The sequence below is a fragment of the Nocardia blacklockiae genome, assembly GCF_015477355.1.
In the GTDB taxonomy this organism is placed as follows: Bacteria; Actinomycetota; Actinomycetes; order Mycobacteriales; family Mycobacteriaceae; genus Nocardia; species Nocardia blacklockiae.
In genome coordinates, this window is sequence record NZ_JADLRJ010000005.1 from 333945 (window position 1) to 350318 (window position 16374).

Consider the following 16374-nt stretch of genomic DNA (forward strand, 5'->3'; position numbering starts at 1 on the left):
CCTGCCGCCGGGCCATGGTACGCCGCCGAATTCCGCCCGGACACCCGAGCACACTCCATTAGACTGGCTAATTACCGCTGTGACCTGGCGCTTCGATGGCGCTCGAGCAGCGGTGCGGATACCCGAACGCCGTGCAACGACTGCGTGAAAATTCCGGGCAACAGGTACCCTCCCGGTGGCCTCTCACTTCGGGGAGATATAGCGTCAGGGTGTGGCAATGAGTCTGTTGGGGAAGGCCGGCCGCGCACCGGCCGCACACGAATCAGGTTTTGCCGCGCATCGGGCGGGGGTGGACCGCCTGCTGGCCAGCTACCGTGCCATCCCCCGGGATGCGAACGTGCGGCTGGCCAAGAAGACGTCGAACCTGTTCCGGGCGCGGGCCAAGAGCACCGCGCCCGGACTCGACGTATCCGGACTCACCAAGGTGATCGCGGTCGACCCGCAGGCCCGCACCGCGGACGTGGCCGGCATGACCACCTACGAGGACCTGGTCGCCGCGACGCTGCCGTACGGGCTGGCGCCGCTCGTGGTGCCGCAGCTGAAGACGATCACGCTCGGCGGCGCGGTCACCGGCCTGGGCATCGAGTCGACCTCGTTCCGCAACGGCCTCCCGCACGAGTCGGTGCTGGAGATCGACGTGCTGACCGGCGCGGGCGAGATCGTCACCGCGACCCCCGACGGCGAGCACGCCGAACTGTTCCGGGCCTTCCCGAACTCCTATGGCACCCTCGGCTATTCGACCCGGCTCAAGATCGAGCTGGAGCGGGTGCAGCCCTACGTGGCGCTGCGGCACGTGCGTTTCCACGATCTGCGCGAGCTGGAAACGGTGATGGCCCGGATCGTCACCGACCGCTCCTACGACGGCGAGCGGGTCGACTACCTCGACGGCGTCGTCTTCACCGCCGACGAGAGCTACCTGATCCTCGGCCGGCAGACCGACGAACCGGGCCCGGTCAGCGACTACACCGGGATGGACATCTTCTACCGCTCCATCCAGCACGACTCGCCGCAGCCGAAACGCGACCGCCTCACCATCCACGACTACCTGTGGCGCTGGGACACCGACTGGTTCTGGTGCTCGCGCGCGTTCGGCACGCAGAACCCCAGGATCCGCCGCTTCTGGCCCAAGCGGTACCGGCGCTCGAGTTTCTACTGGAAACTGATCGCGCTGGACCACAAATACGACATCGGCGACAAGCTCGAGGCCCGCAAGGGCAATCCCCCGCGCGAACGGGTCGTGCAGGACATCGAGGTGCCGATCGAACGCACCGCCGAGTTCATGACGTGGTTCCTCGCCGAGATCCCGATCGAGCCCGTCTGGCTGTGCCCGCTGCGCCTGCGCGACAACGGTTCCACCGCGGACCGGCCCTGGCCGCTGTACCCGCTGGAGCCCGGCCGCACCTACGTGAACGTCGGCTTCTGGTCTGCGGTGCCGACGGTGCCGGGACAGCAGGAGGGCGCCGCCAATCGCGCGATCGAGCGCAAAGTGTCCGAACTGGACGGTCACAAATCTCTGTACTCGGACGCGTATTACGACAAGGATGAATTCGCCGCGTTGTACGGCGGCGACGTCTATCCCGATGTGAAGAAACACTACGACCCTGATCATCGTTTACTGGATTTGTATTCGAAGGCGGTGCAACGCAAGTGACCACGTTCAAAGATCGTTCCGACGTCTTCGCGGAACTGGGAACCAAACTCAGCATCGCCGAGATCTTCGAGACCCTCGTCGAAGGGCCGGTGCCGATCCGGTTCACCGCCTACGACGGGTCGAGCTGCGGCCCGGAGGACTCGAAGTACCGGCTGGACATCCGCACTCCGCGCGGCATCAACTACATCGCCACGGCCCCGGGCGACCTCGGCATGGCCCGCGCCTACATCGCCGGCGACATGACCGCCGAGGGTGTCCACCCGGGCGACCCGTACGCGATCCTGAAGGCGATGAGCGACTTGAAGTTCCGGCGCCCGTCGGCGCTGGCGCTGGTCACCATCGCGCGCTCGCTGGGGTGGGACGCGCTCAAGCCGATCGCCCCGCCGCCGCAGGAGACGCTGCCGCGCTGGCGGCGCATCGCGCTGGAGGGCTTCCGGCACTCCAAAGGCCGTGACGCCGAGGCGATCCACCACCACTACGACGTCTCCAACGAGTTCTACGAGTACGTCCTGGGCCCGTCGATGACCTACACCTGCGCGGTGTACGGCGACGAGAACTGGACCCTCGAACAGGCTCAGGAGAACAAGTACCGCCTGGTGTTCGAGAAGCTGAACCTGAAGGCGGGCGACCGGCTGCTCGACATCGGCTGCGGCTGGGGCGGCATGGTGCGCTACGCGGCCAAGCGCGGCGTCAAGGTGATCGGCGCGACGCTGTCCAAGGAGCAGGCCGAGTGGGCGCAGAAGAAGATCGCCGAGGAGGGCCTGCAGGACCTGGCCGAGGTGCGCCACTCCGACTACCGTGACGTGCCCGAGTCGAATTTCGACGCGGTGTCCTCGATCGGTCTCACCGAACACATCGGCGTGGCCAATTACCCGTCGTATTTCGGCTACATCAAGAGCAAGCTGCGCGACGGCGGGCTGTTCCTCAACCACTGCATCACCCGGCCCGACAACACCCGCACCACCAAGGCCGGCGACTTCATCGACCGCTACGTGTTCCCCGACGGGGAGCTGATCGGTTCCGGCCGCATCATCTCCGACATCCAGAACGTCGGGCTGGAGGTCTTCCACGAGGAGAACCTGCGCCCGCACTACGCGCTCACCCTGCGCGAATGGTGCAAGAACCTGGTCGAGAACTGGGACTCCTGCGTCGCCGCCGCCGACGAGGGCACCGCCAAGGTCTGGGGCCTCTACATGGCCGGCTGCGTCCTCGGCTTCGAACGCAACGTCGTCCAGCTACACCAGGTCCTCGGTATGAAGCTGGGGCCCGACGCGGAATGGACGGCCCCCCTGCGCCCTTGGTGGAACGCCTGAAACACCCCGCATGACTTCACCTCCGTCAGAGCAGGGTGTCGAGGAACTTCCTCGGGATGGCGGGGGGTTCGGCGTGATCGGCGCCGATCAGCATGTCGTTGCGGAAGGTGCTCAGCAGGGACAGGACTCCCGGCCCGGCGTCCAATAGTGGCCGGGGCCAACCCAATTCGGCGCAGCGGGCGACGGCCGGGGTGAGGGTGGCGATGGCCTCGCCGGTCCAGCCCGCGGCGGACAGGCATTCGGCGAGCAGCAGGGCCGTGTCCAATTCCGCACGGGGACGGTGTTGTTCGGACATGCGCGCGTGCAGGGCGCGGGCGCGTTTCACGGCGGAGTCGTCGGTGCCGAGCGGGGCCAGGTCGTCGTTGCCGAAGGCGTCGACGCCGCCGCGGTAGTGGCGGGCGAGCAGGGCGCGGATGGCCGCGATCTCCTCCGCCTCGGCGGTCAGGGCGGCCGTACCGGTGCTGTGCCGGACCGGCCGGAGCGCGGATTCGGGCGACGGCGCGGCGGACTGCTCGACCGGCAGGTCCAGGCGGAACCGTTCGGCGCGGATGTGCGCGGCGAGCCGGGGCAGCTTGCGGTCGGCGGCGATGCGCGCGCCCTCGTCGAGCCGCGCGGCGGCGGTCTCGGCATCGCCGAGCACCGCCTTCACCCGGGCGCCCACCACGAAGGTCGTGATCAGGAAGTCGACCGGACCCACCCGGGCCACCAGCTGGTGGCTCTGATCCAGCAGCACCTCGGCCGCCGGCAGGTCACCGCGCCGGTAGGACACCTCGCCGAGCAGCGCCGCGGCCACCCGCACCGCGTGCGAACGCGGACCCGCGCGGTCCCGGGCGGTCTGCCAGGCCTGCTCGAAACACTCTGTCGCCGTGTCGATGTCGAGCTGCTCGTAGGCCGCGGCCCCCTTGCCCAGCAGCCCCAGCACGATGCCGAGCGGGTCCTTGGAGCGGGCGTGGTACTGCGCCGCCCGGTCCTGCACGGCGCGCGCGCCGTCGAAGTCGAACTCGCACAGGCGCACGAACGACACCAGGTTGGCCGCCGTCGACGCCGTCCACGCCGGGAGATCGTCGGCGAGCTTCAGGCAGTCCGAGATCCGGTCCAGCACACCGTCGGTGCGGTCGCGCGCCACCAGGTCGGCGGCCCCGAGAACCGCGGCCTCGCACCGCTGCCGCATCGCGTCGGCGTCGGTGGGCGAGCTGCGCGCCAGCATGCTCGACAGCCGCCCGAGCGCCGTGCGCGCCGCCCCGGACTGCTGCAGGTTGATGTTCGCCCGCGCCAGCGCCATCAGCAGCTTCGAACGCGAGGCCACCTGCTGCACCGGCAGTTTCGACACCGTGCCCAGCAGCGTGGCCAGCCGCGACGTGTCGATCAGATCCATGCCGCCGGTCTCCAGCAGGTCCAGCGCCAGCTTCAGGTCGGTGGCCGCCAGCGCGTGATCGACCGACCTGCGCACCAGCTGATGCTCGGCGTACCACCGGGAAGCCTTGCGGTGCAGTGATTTCGACTTCCCGGGGTGCACCCGTTCGAGCCGGTTGCGCAGCTGCTCGGCGAACAGCGGCTGGATCCGGAACCATTCGGGGTCGTGCTCGATGCGGCTGACGAACAGCTCCCGCTGCTGCGCCTGTTCCAGCAGCTGCTCGGCCTCGGCCTCACCGCTGAGCGCCGCCGCCAGCGAGCCGCTGACCCGCTCGGTCACCGACACCGACATCAGGAATTCGAGCATGCGCGGCTCGAGGGTGTCGAGCACGTTCTCCGACAGGTACTCCCGGATGGCCTGGTTGCCGCCGGACAGATGCGCGATGAGCTGCGCCGGGTCGACCGTGCGCGCGGGCTCGGCCGGGTCGGCCGGGCGCCCGCCCCGCAGCGACAGGCTGACCAGCTGGATCGCCGCCGGCCACCCGTCGGCGGCGCGGTGGATCTGCTCGACCTGCTCATCGGTGAGCTGGAAACCGTTGCGCTCCACCAGAATCCGCCGCGTCTCCGGCAGCGTCAGGCGCAGCTCCTCGCAGCCGATCTCGACCACCTCGTCGCGCACCCGCAGCCGGCTCAGCGGCAATCCGGTCTGTTCCCGCGTGGTCACCACGAACCGCAGGTGGTGACACGCGTTGTCCAGCAACGTATCCATCGCCCGGTGCGCCCCGGCGTCGGTGACCCGGTGCCAGTCCTCGACCACCACCGCGACCGGGCGCCCGGCGGCGTGGATCTCGTCGATCAGCGTGGAGATCGCGTAGGACACCGCCTCCCCGGACCGCTCCTCGAGCACCTGTTCCAGGCCGGCGCCCAGCTCCGGGCAGGCCCGGCGGATCGCCTGCACCAGGTGCGCCAGGAACCACACCTCGTTGTCGTCGTCGTGGTCGATGCCGAGCCAGGCCACGGCCGTGCCGCCGGCGGCCAGCTCGGCCCGCCACTGCGCCGCGACGGTGCTCTTGCCGAACCCGGCCGGACCGTGGATCACGGCCAGCCGCCGCCGGTCACCCGCCCGCAAAATGTCCAGCAGTCGCGGCCGCGGGATCGGCTGCCGCGCCGGGGTGGGCGGCCGGAACTTCGTCGCGGCCGTGGGCGGCATCGTGACCGGCATGCTCTGGGTCGAGGTGGGCACGGGCCGCGAGCTGTCGCGCGGGCCCAGCGTGGCGGGCGGTCGCAGCGTCGTCGAACCGCGGATGCCGGTCAGCGTCGATCGCGCGCGCAGCGACGGATGCGGCGACGGCCCGGACTCGCCGCGGTCCTCCGAATTCGGGCCGGGCTGCAGCAGCGCCATCTCGTCGGGCAGCTGCCCCTGGTCGTGCTGCACCGCGCGCAGCAGGTTGCCCAGTTCCAGCGCCGACTCCGGACGCTCGGCCGGATCGGCCGCCATGGCCCGCTCGATCACCGCGGCCAGTCCGGGCGGGATGTCCTGCTCGCGCAGATCGGGAATGGGCTGGGTGGTGATCCGCAGGAACTGCGCGACGATCTTCTCCCCCGACTGCCGCTCGAACGCCGCGTGCCCGGTGAGCAGCGCGAACAGGGTCGAGCCCAGGCCGTACACGTCCGAGCGCACCGTCGGCTCCTCGCCCTTGAGCACCTCGGGCGCGGTGAACGCGGGCGAGCCGGTGATCATGCTGGTCGAGGTGCGGAAGCCGCCGGGGATGCGGGCGATGCCGAAATCGGTGAGCTGCGGTTCGCCGTAGCGGCTGAGCAGCACGTTGGCCGGTTTCACGTCGCGGTGCAGGACGTCGACCCGGTGCGCGCTCTCGATCGCCCCGGCCAGTTTCACCCCGACCCGCAGCGAATCCGACCAGTCCAGCGGCCCGTGGTCGCGGATCAGTTGCTCCAGCGAGCCGTGCGTGGCGTAGGGCATCACGATGAACGGGAGGCCGCCGGCGGTCACGTCCACCTGCAGCACGTCGACGATGTTGGGGTGGCCGGACAGCCGGCCCATCGCGTGCTCCTCGCGCAGGAACCGCTCGCGGCTCTCCTCGTCGATCTCCGAGGACAGCACCTTCACCGCGACGATGCGGTCCAGGGCGCGCTGGGCACAGCGATAGACGACCCCGAAGCCGCCGCGGCCGATCTCCTCGGCGTCGAACAGCCCCATCGCCGCGAGCTCGTCGGCGATCCCGATCTGCGGGTAACGCTGGGTGTTCGATTCGGCGGGAGGATCGGTGCTGCGGACCTTGCCCGTGTGTGGGTTCATGCGACCACCTCGAACGTTCCGCTGCCTCCAACGTAGCGCGGACCACAGCCGTGCGGTGGCAATTCCGCCCGCGTGTACGACAGACCGACGGGTACCGGCGAAAGCCCTTCGCGGACAGGACGGCCCGGATCACGAAGCCGTGATCCGGGCCGTACCAGGGACTCGATCCGCTACTTACGCAGCGAGGCGGGCACCTCGAACCGCTTGCCGTACTTGGCGGCGAGCTCGTCCGCGCGGGCCACGAAGGCCTCCTGTCCACCCGGGTACCCGACGATGAACTGGTGCACACCACCGGTCCAGGCCGGGTAGCCGATGCCGAAGATCGAGCCGATGTTCGCGTCGGCCGTCGAGGTCAGCACGCCCTCGTCGAAACACTTCTGGGTCTCGATGGCCTCGATGAACAGCTGCCGGTCGATCAGATCCTGGAACGGAACCTTGTCCTCGGTGCTGGTCTTGAAGTGCTCGCGCAGACCCGGCCACAGGCCCTGGCGCTTGCCGTTCTCGTCGTACTCGTAGAAGCCCGCCTTCTCCAGGCGGCCCGGACGACCCTCGCCGACCATGTAGTCGATGACGTCCTGCGCCGGGTGCCGCTCGGTGCCCAGCCGCGTGTCGCCCGCCTTCGCGGCCTCCAGCGTCTCGGCGGCGATCTTCTGCATGAGCTTCATGTTCAGCTCGTCCGACAGCTGCAGCGGCGCCGCCGGGTAACCGGCCTGCAGACCCGACTGCTCGATGGTCTGCGGGTCGATGCCCTCCTTCAGCATGGCGATCGCCTCGTTGACGAAGGTGCCGATCACGCGCGAGGTGAAGAAACCGCGGCTGTCGTTGACCACGATCGGGGTCTTGCGGATCGCGAGGGTGTAGTCGAACACCCGGGCCAGCGCCTCGTCGGAGGTCTTCTCGCCGCGGATGATCTCCACCAGCGGCATCTTGTCGACCGGCGAGAAGAAGTGGATGCCGATGAAGTCGCTCTCCCGCTTCACGCCGGTCGCCAGGCCGGTGATCGGCAGCGTCGAGGTGTTGGAGCCGAGCAGCGCGTCGGGGGTGACGATGTCCTCGATCTCCTGGAACACCTTCTGCTTCAGCTCGGTGTTCTCGAAGACGGCCTCGATGACGAAGTCGACGCCGTCGAAGTCCTTCGCGTCGGCGGTCGGGTGGATGCGATCCAGCAGCGCCTTGGACTTCTCCTCGGTGGTGCGACCCTTCGAGAGGGCCTTCTGCTCGATCTTCTCCGAGTAGTTCTTGCCGCGCTCGGCCGCCTCCAGCGAGACGTCCTTCAGCACGACCTCGTACCCGGCCTTGGCCGAGACGTAGGCGATGCCCGCGCCCATCATGCCGGCGCCGAGCACGCCGACCTTCTTGATCTCGCGCTTCGGCACGTCCTTCGGCCGCGAACCACCGTTGTTGATGGTCTGCAGGTCGAAGAAGAACGCCTGGATCATGTTCTTCGCGACCGGCCCGGTGAGCAGGTTGACGAAGTAGCGCGACTCGATCAGCGACGCGTTGTCGAAATCGACCTGCGCGCCCTCGATGGCGGCGGACATGATGTTCTTCGGGGCCGGCATGTTGGCGCCCTTGAGCTGCTTGCGCAGGTTCGCGGGGAAGGCCGGGAGGTTCGCGGCCAGCGCCGGGCTGGACGGGGTGCCGCCGGGGATCTTGTAGCCCTTGACGTCCCAGGGCTGCACGCCCTTGTCGGGGTTGGCCTTGATCCACGCCTTCGCGGCCGGGACCAGCTCCTCGACCGAACCGACGACCTCGTCGACCAGGCCGATGCCCTTGGCCTTGTTGGCGTCGAACTCGTTGCCCTGCAGCAGGATCTGCAGCAGCGCGGTCTGCAGGCCGAACATCCGCACGGTGCGGGTGACACCGCCGCCGGCGGGCAGCAGGCCCAGCTTCACCTCGGGCAGGCCGATCTTCAGGCCCTTGACGTCGGCGGCGATGCGGTGGTGGGTGGCCAGCGCGATCTCCAGGCCGCCGCCGAGCGCGGCGCCGTTGATGGCGGCGACGACCGGCTTGCCCAGCTGCTCCAGGCGGCGCAGCGCGCCCTTGATGACGGTCAGCTCCTCCATGATGGCCGCGGCGTCGTCCGGCCCGGTCTGCATCATGTTCTTGAGGTCGCCGCCCGCGAAGAAGGTCTTCTTCGCCGAGGTGATGACGACGCCGGAGATGTCGTCCTTCTCGGCCTCGAGGCGGTCGACGGTGGCCTGCATCGAGCTCTTGTACAGCTCGTTCATCGTGTTGGCGCCCTGGTTGGGGTCGTCCATGGTCAACACGACGATGCCGTCGGCGTCCTTCTCCCAGGCGATCATGTTGTCGGTCATGTGTTTTCGTCTCTCCTGTGAGGTAGGGGCGTCAGACGCGCTCGATGATGGTGGCCACACCCATGCCGCCGCCGATGCACAGGGTCACCAGGGCGTAGCGGGCGTTGCGGCGCTCCAGCTCGTCGACCATGGTGCCGGTGATCATCGCGCCGGTGGCGCCCAGCGGGTGGCCCATGGCGATGGCGCCGCCGTTGACGTTCAGCTTCTCGTCCGGGATGTTCAGGTCCTTCTGGAACTTCAGGACCACCGAGGCGAAGGCCTCGTTCAGCTCGAACAGGTCGATGTCGTCGACGCTCAGGCCGGCCTTGGCCAGCGCCTTCTGCGCGGCCGGGGTGGGGCCGGTCAGCATGATGGTGGCGTCGGCGCCGCTGATGCCGGTGGCGACGATGCGGGCGCGCGGGGTCAGGCCCGAGGCCTTGCCGGCCTCCTCGTTGCCGATCAGCAGGATGGCCGCGCCGTCCACGATGCCGGAGCTGTTGCCGCCGTGGTGGACGTGGTTGATCTTCTCCACGAAGTGGTACTTCTGGGTCGCCACCGCGTCGAAGCCGCCCATCTCACCGACCACCGCGAACGACGGGTTGAGCTTGGCCAGGTCCTCCAGGGTGGTGCCGGGGCGCATGTGCTCGTCGCGCTCCAGCACGGGCAGGCCGTTGATGTCGCGCACCGGCACGACCGACTTGGCGAAGTAGCCGCCGTCCCACGCCGCCGCGGCGCGCTCCTGCGACCGCACCGCGTAGGCGTCGACGTCCTCGCGGCTGAAGCCCTCGATGGTGGCGATCAGGTCGGCCGAGACGCCCTGCGGGACGATGTAGTTCTGGTAGCTGGTCCACGGGTCCATGAACATGGCGCCGCCGTCGGAACCCATCGGCACGCGCGACATCGACTCGACGCCACCGGCGATGACCAGGTCCTCGAAGCCGGAGCGGACCTTCTGGGCGGCGAGGTTGACGGCCTCCAGGCCGGACGCACAGAAGCGGTTGATCTGGGTGCCGCCGACGGTGTCGGGCAGGCCGGCGGCCAGCACGGTGGTGCGGGCGATGTCGGCGCCCTGATCGCCCACGGGAGACACCACGCCGAGCACGACGTCGGAGATGCGGTCCTCGTCCAGATCCGGGAAGCGGGTGCGCAGTTCCTTGACCAGACCGGTCGTCAGATCGATCGGCTTGACCGAGTGCAGCGAGCCCTTCTTGTTCCGGCCACGCGGAGTGCGAATGGCCTCGTAGATGTAGGCCTCTGTGGTCATATCGGAGTGTTTCCTTCCTTAGGCTGCGCCGACACCGCAGTGCCCGATATCGCCGCAGGTAACCTCGCCGACCGGCCGTGGGGCCGACCGTCTGGACGCTGTACAAACGTCGGCCCGCAGCGGCCCACGCGTGCTCCGGTCGCCCGTACGCCCGGGCCAACCATAGAGCCTCGTAGCACCGCTGCTGACGACCACCCGTTCATAGTACAGCGGGATGCGAACTCCGGTTAACTTAAGGCCGTCCGGCGGGTGTCTGTCAAGCCTCCAGACGTGTGGCGCCCAGCTCACTCGCCAGCAACTCCAAGGCCACCTCATCGGGGTCGCGGCGGTCTCCCGGGGGTGCCGGGCGGGCCGACTCGGCGAGCATCTCCTGCTCCTCCTCCGGCGTCGACGCAGGTGGGACACCGTCATAACCTACCGACGAGTAGTCCCCCGGCCCCGGGTCGTCGGGGAGGTCCGGCCCGTCGGGCAGCGGAATGTCGTCGTCGGGGGGCGGCGGCGGGGTGCTGGATTCGGCGCTCGCCGGGCCGGATTCGCGGCCGCGCGCACCGGACGCGGAGCCGGTGGCCTCCGGGCTCGCGGCCCGCGACTGGCTCGGGCGGGTGTACCGGGGGGCCTCCGGCTGCGCGGGACGCTGCGCCGCACCGGTCTGCCCCGCGCCGGGCTGTCCCGCACCGGTCTGCCCCGCGCCGGGCTGTCCCGCCCCCGCGCGACGCGCCGGTGCCGCTCCCCTGCCCGGGCCGCTCTGCCCACGACCGCCGCCTGCCGGAGCGGATCCGGAATTCCCCGCGGGTGCCGCCCCGGAACCGACCTCCCACCGCACGGCGTAGGCGCGCCCCAGCACCGCCTGCACGGCGCCCTGTACGGCCTCCACGTACTTCGGGTTCGACAGCCGCTGCGCCAGCGGCGCGTGCTGATGCGCGAAGACGATGGTGTCCCCCTCCACCCGCGCCACCGCGGCCCCGGACAGCAGCGCGTGCACCGCGGCTCCGAACTCCCGCACCTTCCCCCGGATCTCCCCCCACTTCGCCTCGACCTCCCGCACCACATCCCCGCCGGGTGCGTCCGCCCCGGCCATCGCACCGGGAGCGGCTACCGGCTCGGACGCCTCGGCAGCGTCGGACGAATCGGGGCCGTCTGCCGGTCCGGGCGCATCGGCAGCGTGGGCCACCGAACCGGCCGCAGCCGCGACGTCGCGGCGGTCGGCCGACTCCGGCGCACCGGCTGCCTGCGGCAGGCCATCCGCGTCGGCGCCTGCTGGACCTGCGGGGAAATCATCTGCCGACCGCTCAGGCTCATGCGAAACATCCTGCGGCACAGCGCTTTCCGCCGGAACACCGGCGTCTCCATCCGCCGCGACCTCGGTATCCGAGTGGGCCACAGCAGCTTCGGTGCCCGCCCGGCCAGTCGAAATCGCATCGCTCGACGAGTCGTGCGGCACCGCGCCGGAGGTCTCGACCACTTCGGAACCATGCTGCGCGGACGGTTCGGCATCGACGGGGCCGGTGTCACCCGGCGCGGTCTCGCCACGGCCCGAGGAAACCCGCACGTCCGGTGAGTCTCCTTGTACCGCCGCAGTTTCCACCTCTTCGCCGGTCGGCGCTGCCGCCTTCTCAGCTTCCGTCGACCCCGCCTGCGGCGCACCGGAGGCCTCGGGTCCGTGCGGGGCCTGCGCCCGCTGGGCGGGGTGCGGGCGCTGTTCGGCGGCCACCCGGGCGACATCTCGCGTCTGCGACGACGACGCCTCCGGACTCACCGCCCCGGCCGAAGCCGCACCGTCGACCTCCCGCGAAAGCAGCTCTCCCGCCTCGGGATTCGACGGCGCGGATGCGGAGGGCACAGGCCGCGAAGCGGAGGGCTCCGCGCCCTCCACCGACTGCGTGGCCGGGACCACCGCGCTTTCCGCGGACCGCACGGCAGGAGCGGCTGCGCCTTCAGCGGAATGCGGGGCTTGGGCGACTGCGGCTTCCGCTGGGTTCGGCTCGGCGGCGGAGGGGGCAGGCTGCGAACGTGAGGGGTCCGCGCCCGCCACCGACTGCGCGGCCGGGACCACCGCGCTTTCCGCGGACCGCGCGGCAGGAGCGGCCGCGTCGTCCCCGGACCGCGCGGCGGGAGTGGCCGCGCCTTCCGCAGCTTGCCGCGCCGGGGGCGCTGCCGGTTCCGCCGGAGGCGGGCCGGAGGTCGGTGTGCGGGTGCCGGAGTCCGCGGCGGAATGGGTTGGCGGGCCGGTCTTCTCGGCTCGGATGGCGGCCAATGCCTCGGCGCCGCGGCGGCGGGAGCCACCGGCGGACGGGGGTGCGGGCGGTGTCTCGGGGCCGGCGGCCGGAGGAGTCGCGGGGCGGGCGGGTGCACCGGCGGCGGGGTTCGGGGCAGCGGGCAGGCTGCCGCTCGCCATGCCGCGCTCGAGGCGTTCCAGGCGCTGGAGGGTGGCGGATTCGGCGTCGGAGACGGCGGGCAGGAGCATGCGGGCGCAGACGACCTCGAGCAGGAGGCGGGGGGCGGTGGCGCCGCGCATCTCGCCGAGGCCCTCGTGCAGGAGTTCGGCGTAGCGGGTGAGGGTGGCGGGGCCGATGCGCTCGGCCTGGTCGCGCATGCGGTCCAGGACGTCGGCGGGGCCGGTGACGAGGTTGCGGTCCACGGCGTCGGGCACGGCGCGCAGCAGGATCAGGTCGCGCATGCGTTCCAGCAGGTCGGTGCCGAAGCGGCGCGGGTCGTGCCCGGCCTCGACCACCCGATCCACGGTGCCGAACAGCGCGGCGCCGTCGCCGGCGGCCAGCGCCGCCACCGCCTCGTCGATCAGGGCGATGTCGGTGACGCCCAGCAGCGCGAGCGCGCGCTGGTAGGTGACGCCCTCCGACCCGGCGCCCGCGAGCAACTGGTCCAGCACGCTCAGACTGTCGCGCGGGGAGCCGCCGCCGGCCCGGATCACCAGCGGGTAGACCGCCTCCTCGACCTGCACGCCCTCCTGCTCGCAGATCTTGCCGAGCAGGCCGCGCATGGTCGCGGGCGGCAGCAGCCGGAACGGGTAGTGGTGGGTGCGCGAGCGGATGGTGGGCAGCACCTTGTCCGGCTCGGTGGTGGCGAAGACGAAGATCAGGTGGGCGGGCGGCTCCTCGACGATCTTGAGCAGCGCGTTGAAGCCCGCGGTGGTGACCATGTGCGCCTCGTCGACGATGAACACCCGGTAGCGCGATTCGGCCGGCGCGTAGAAGGCGCGGTCGCGCAGCTCGCGAGTGTCGTCGACGCCGCCGTGGCTCGCGGCGTCCAGCTCGATGACATCCAGGTTGCCGGGCCCGCCGGGCGCCAGCGCCACACACGAGGAACACACCCCGCACGGGCGCGACGTCGGGCCCTCGACGCAGTTCAGCGAGCGGGCCAGGATGCGCGCCGAGGAGGTCTTGCCGCACCCGCGCGGGCCGGAGAACAGGTAGGCATGACTGATCCGCCCCGTGTCCAGTGCGGTGCTCAGCGGATCGGTGACGTGCTCCTGCCCAACCACCTCTGCGAATGTTGCCGGTCGGTACTTCCGGTACAGAGCCACGGCCCGAGGGTACCGGCGCGCACCGACACCGTTCATGGCAACCGGCCGGGCCGGACGCGGCCGCCGCGCAACCATTCCCGCGTCCGGTTGGAGCGCCGCGCAACAGACCGATAAGTCCGGCCACCCCGGAAAGAATTAGGAAATGCGACCAAAAACCACGTTACGCGGAACCGGTCCGGTACGCCGGCGAAAGTTCCGAACCGGCTCCCCGTTTGCCGGGCCAATTACTGACATAACGATCCAGTAACCCGGTTGGCATTCCAGGCAATCGAATGGCTAACGTGGGTTTCGGCAACTTCGGTAGCCAAACCTTCATCAGGTTGGTCGCCCCGGTCGGTCCCTCATCCCGACCGGGGCACAACTAAATCCGGGGAGGAATGTCGACCGTGCCGTCGTGCAACGACATCGCCAGCGCGCTGCTCTCACACACCGAATTCGCCGACGACCGGGCGGCCACCGCTCTGCTGAGCCGCGCGATCGGGCCCCAGGAGTTCGCCCTCGACCGCGACTCGTTACCGGTGGCGGCCGCCGCCGACCCGACCACGTCGGCCGCGATCCTGGAGCTGCTCGAACGCGGCCAGGTGCCGACCATGCCGGCCATCCGCACCCTGATCGCGCAGAACGAGATGCGCGCCGAGGCGGAACGAATCGAACGGCTGGGCAAGCGCGCCCAGCGCAGTATCGACGAATTCGGTCGCATTTTGGCAACGGCCACCCAGAAATATCGCGAAGAACACGGAATCGGGCCGACGCGCCGCGACATTCTGCTCACCGATCCGGTGTCGGCGCTGATTCGCGAGCGGGTCGGCGACATCGCGCCGAACGCGATCAAACACCTCTGGCTGATCGAGCGCGCACAGCGGGCGGGCTGGATCGCCTACAACGCCGCGCCGCGCTCGCTGTGCGCCGGCCGGCGTTTCCACGCCGCGCAATTCGGCAATCGGGTGTCGCTGCGGCCGGTGAACGTCATCGGCACCCTCGTCGCGGGCTTCCTGGACGGCTACGAGCGCGAACACGGCCGGCCGCCGCGCTGGTCGGTGCTGGCCCACGACGTGCGCGACGACCGCGGCCGCCGCGTCTTCAACGACACCGCCGACGCCCGTGCCCAGCAGCAGTGGCTGGTCACCGCCGAATGGCTCGCCGTCCGCGACGAGCTGCCGGTCCCGGGTCCGCGCGGGCTGCGCGCCCTGGCGCGCAAGGCCCGTAGACAATAGGGCGGTAGGCGCCGCGATTCGGGCGGTCCGGCCGCCGGGTCGCGACCCGCGCGGTGCGGGTTCGGTAATTTCCTTGCGACGCGCAAGCGCGCCGGAAGGAGTTGCCATGCCCCCGACGATCGACCCCGCGGCCACCGCCTGGCTGCTGGCCAGCACCGCCTTGGTGCTGCTCATGACGCCCGGACTGGCCATCTTCTACGGCGGGATGTTCCGGTCCACCGGCGTGCTCAACATGCTGATGATGAGCTTCATCGCCATCCCGCTGGTGACGGTGACGTGGCTGCTGGTCGGCTACGCGCTGGCCTTCGGCGACGATGCCGGCGGCGGGCTGATCGGCAACCTCACCCACGCCGGCATGGTCGGCATCGATCCGTCGACGGTGCACGGCTCGGTGCCGGAGCTGCTGTACGCGACCTTCCAGCTCACCTTCGCGATCCTGACCGCGGCCCTGGTCAGCGGCGCGATCGCGGATCGAGCGAAATTCTCCGCCTGGATCGCGTTCGTCCCGCTGTGGACGCTGCTGGTGTACGCGCCGGTCGCGCACTGGGTGTGGGGGCCGGACGGCTGGCTGGCCTCCTTCGGCGCGCTGGACTTCGCGGGCGGGCTGGTGGTCGAGATCGCCTCGGGCGCTTCGGCTCTCGCGCTGGCGCTGGTGCTCGGCCCGCGGGTCGGGTTCAAGGTGGACGCGATGCGCCCGCACAATCTGCCGTTCGTGCTGCTGGGCGCGGGCCTGCTGTGGTTCGGCTGGTTCGGTTTCAATGCCGGTTCGGCGCTGGCGGCCGACGGCGTCGCGGCCGCCGTCTTCCTGAACACGCTCGTCGCCGGCTGTCTCGGCATGCTGGGCTGGCTGCTGGTGGAGCAGCTGCGCGACGGCCGGCCGACCACCTTCGGCGCGGCCTCGGGCGTGGTGGCCGGTCTGGTGGCGATCACGCCGTCGTGCGGGTCGGTGAACACGCTCGGCGCGGTGGTCGTGGGTCTCGTCGCGGGCGTGGTGTGTTCGTACGCGGTGGCCTGGAAGTTCAAGGCCGGCTACGACGATTCGCTGGACGTGGTGGGCGTGCACTTCATGGGCGGCATCGTCGGCACGCTGCTCATCGGGCTGCTCGCCAACCAGGTGATGACCGGGGGCGCGCGCGGCCTGCTCTACGGCGGCGGGCTCGCCCAGCTGGGCAAGCAGGTCGTCGGCGTGCTGGTGGTCGCGCTGTGGGCGTTCGGCGTCTCCTTCGCGCTGGGCAAGCTGATCGACCGCACGATGGGCTTCCGGGTGAGCCGGGAGGACGAGGTGGCCGGGATCGACTTCGCCCTGCACGCCGAGACCGCCTACGCCGAGGGCGTGCACGGTCACGCACCCCGCGGCATCTTCGGTCACCAGAGCAACCAGCACCCCAAGCCCGACCAGGGCTGATCGCTCGGACGTGAGCGGG

General features: G+C 70.4%; 8 protein-coding genes. 4 read left to right on the forward strand and 4 right to left on the reverse strand.

Going from position 1 to position 16374, the window contains the following annotated elements; translation table 11 throughout:
- Positions 1–217: 217 nt before the first annotated feature.
- Together IU476_RS17835 and IU476_RS17840 are read left to right on the forward strand one after the other, a co-directional pair.
- Entirely contained in the window at positions 218–1651 is a 1434-nt protein-coding gene (locus IU476_RS17835; RefSeq protein ID WP_195101507.1) for an FAD-binding oxidoreductase, read from the forward strand.
- Positions 1648–2964 carry a class I SAM-dependent methyltransferase gene (locus IU476_RS17840; protein WP_195101509.1) on the forward strand — a complete coding sequence of 439 codons (1317 nt, stop codon included), beginning with the start codon at positions 1648–1650 and terminating at the stop codon, positions 2962–2964. The genes IU476_RS17835 and IU476_RS17840 overlap by 4 nt, the downstream gene beginning before the upstream one ends.
- Positions 2965–2989: 25 nt before the next feature.
- Here the strand turns inward: IU476_RS17840 and IU476_RS36820 are convergent, their stop codons facing one another.
- From IU476_RS36820 to IU476_RS37070, 4 genes are all read right to left on the reverse strand, one after another.
- Entirely contained in the window at positions 2990–6634 is a 3645-nt protein-coding gene (locus IU476_RS36820) for a serine/threonine-protein kinase (RefSeq protein WP_195101510.1), read from the reverse strand.
- 170 nt (positions 6635–6804) lie between these two features.
- Positions 6805–8952, reverse strand: coding sequence for a 3-hydroxyacyl-CoA dehydrogenase NAD-binding domain-containing protein (locus IU476_RS17850; RefSeq protein ID WP_195101511.1), 2148 nt, complete (start codon positions 8950–8952; stop codon positions 6805–6807).
- Positions 8953–8983: 31 nt separating this feature from the next.
- Positions 8984–10195, reverse strand: coding sequence for an acetyl-CoA C-acetyltransferase (locus tag IU476_RS17855; RefSeq protein WP_195101512.1), 1212 nt, complete (start codon positions 10193–10195; stop codon positions 8984–8986).
- A gap of 256 nt (positions 10196–10451) precedes the next feature.
- Positions 10452–13694 (reverse strand): DNA polymerase III subunit gamma and tau, encoded by a 3243-nt coding sequence (locus IU476_RS37070; protein ID WP_324194109.1) that lies wholly within the window; start codon positions 13692–13694, stop codon positions 10452–10454.
- A gap of 419 nt (positions 13695–14113) precedes the next feature.
- Between IU476_RS37070 and IU476_RS17865 the strand changes: the two genes are divergently transcribed.
- Both IU476_RS17865 and IU476_RS17870 read left to right on the forward strand, forming a co-directional pair.
- Positions 14114–14950 (forward strand): hypothetical protein, encoded by an 837-nt coding sequence (locus IU476_RS17865; RefSeq protein WP_228823819.1) that lies wholly within the window; start codon positions 14114–14116, stop codon positions 14948–14950.
- 106 nt (positions 14951–15056) lie between these two features.
- A complete protein-coding gene (locus IU476_RS17870; RefSeq protein WP_195101513.1) occupies positions 15057–16355 on the forward strand; it encodes an ammonium transporter in 1299 nt (432 codons plus the stop codon).
- The last annotated feature ends 19 nt before the right edge of the window (positions 16356–16374 follow it).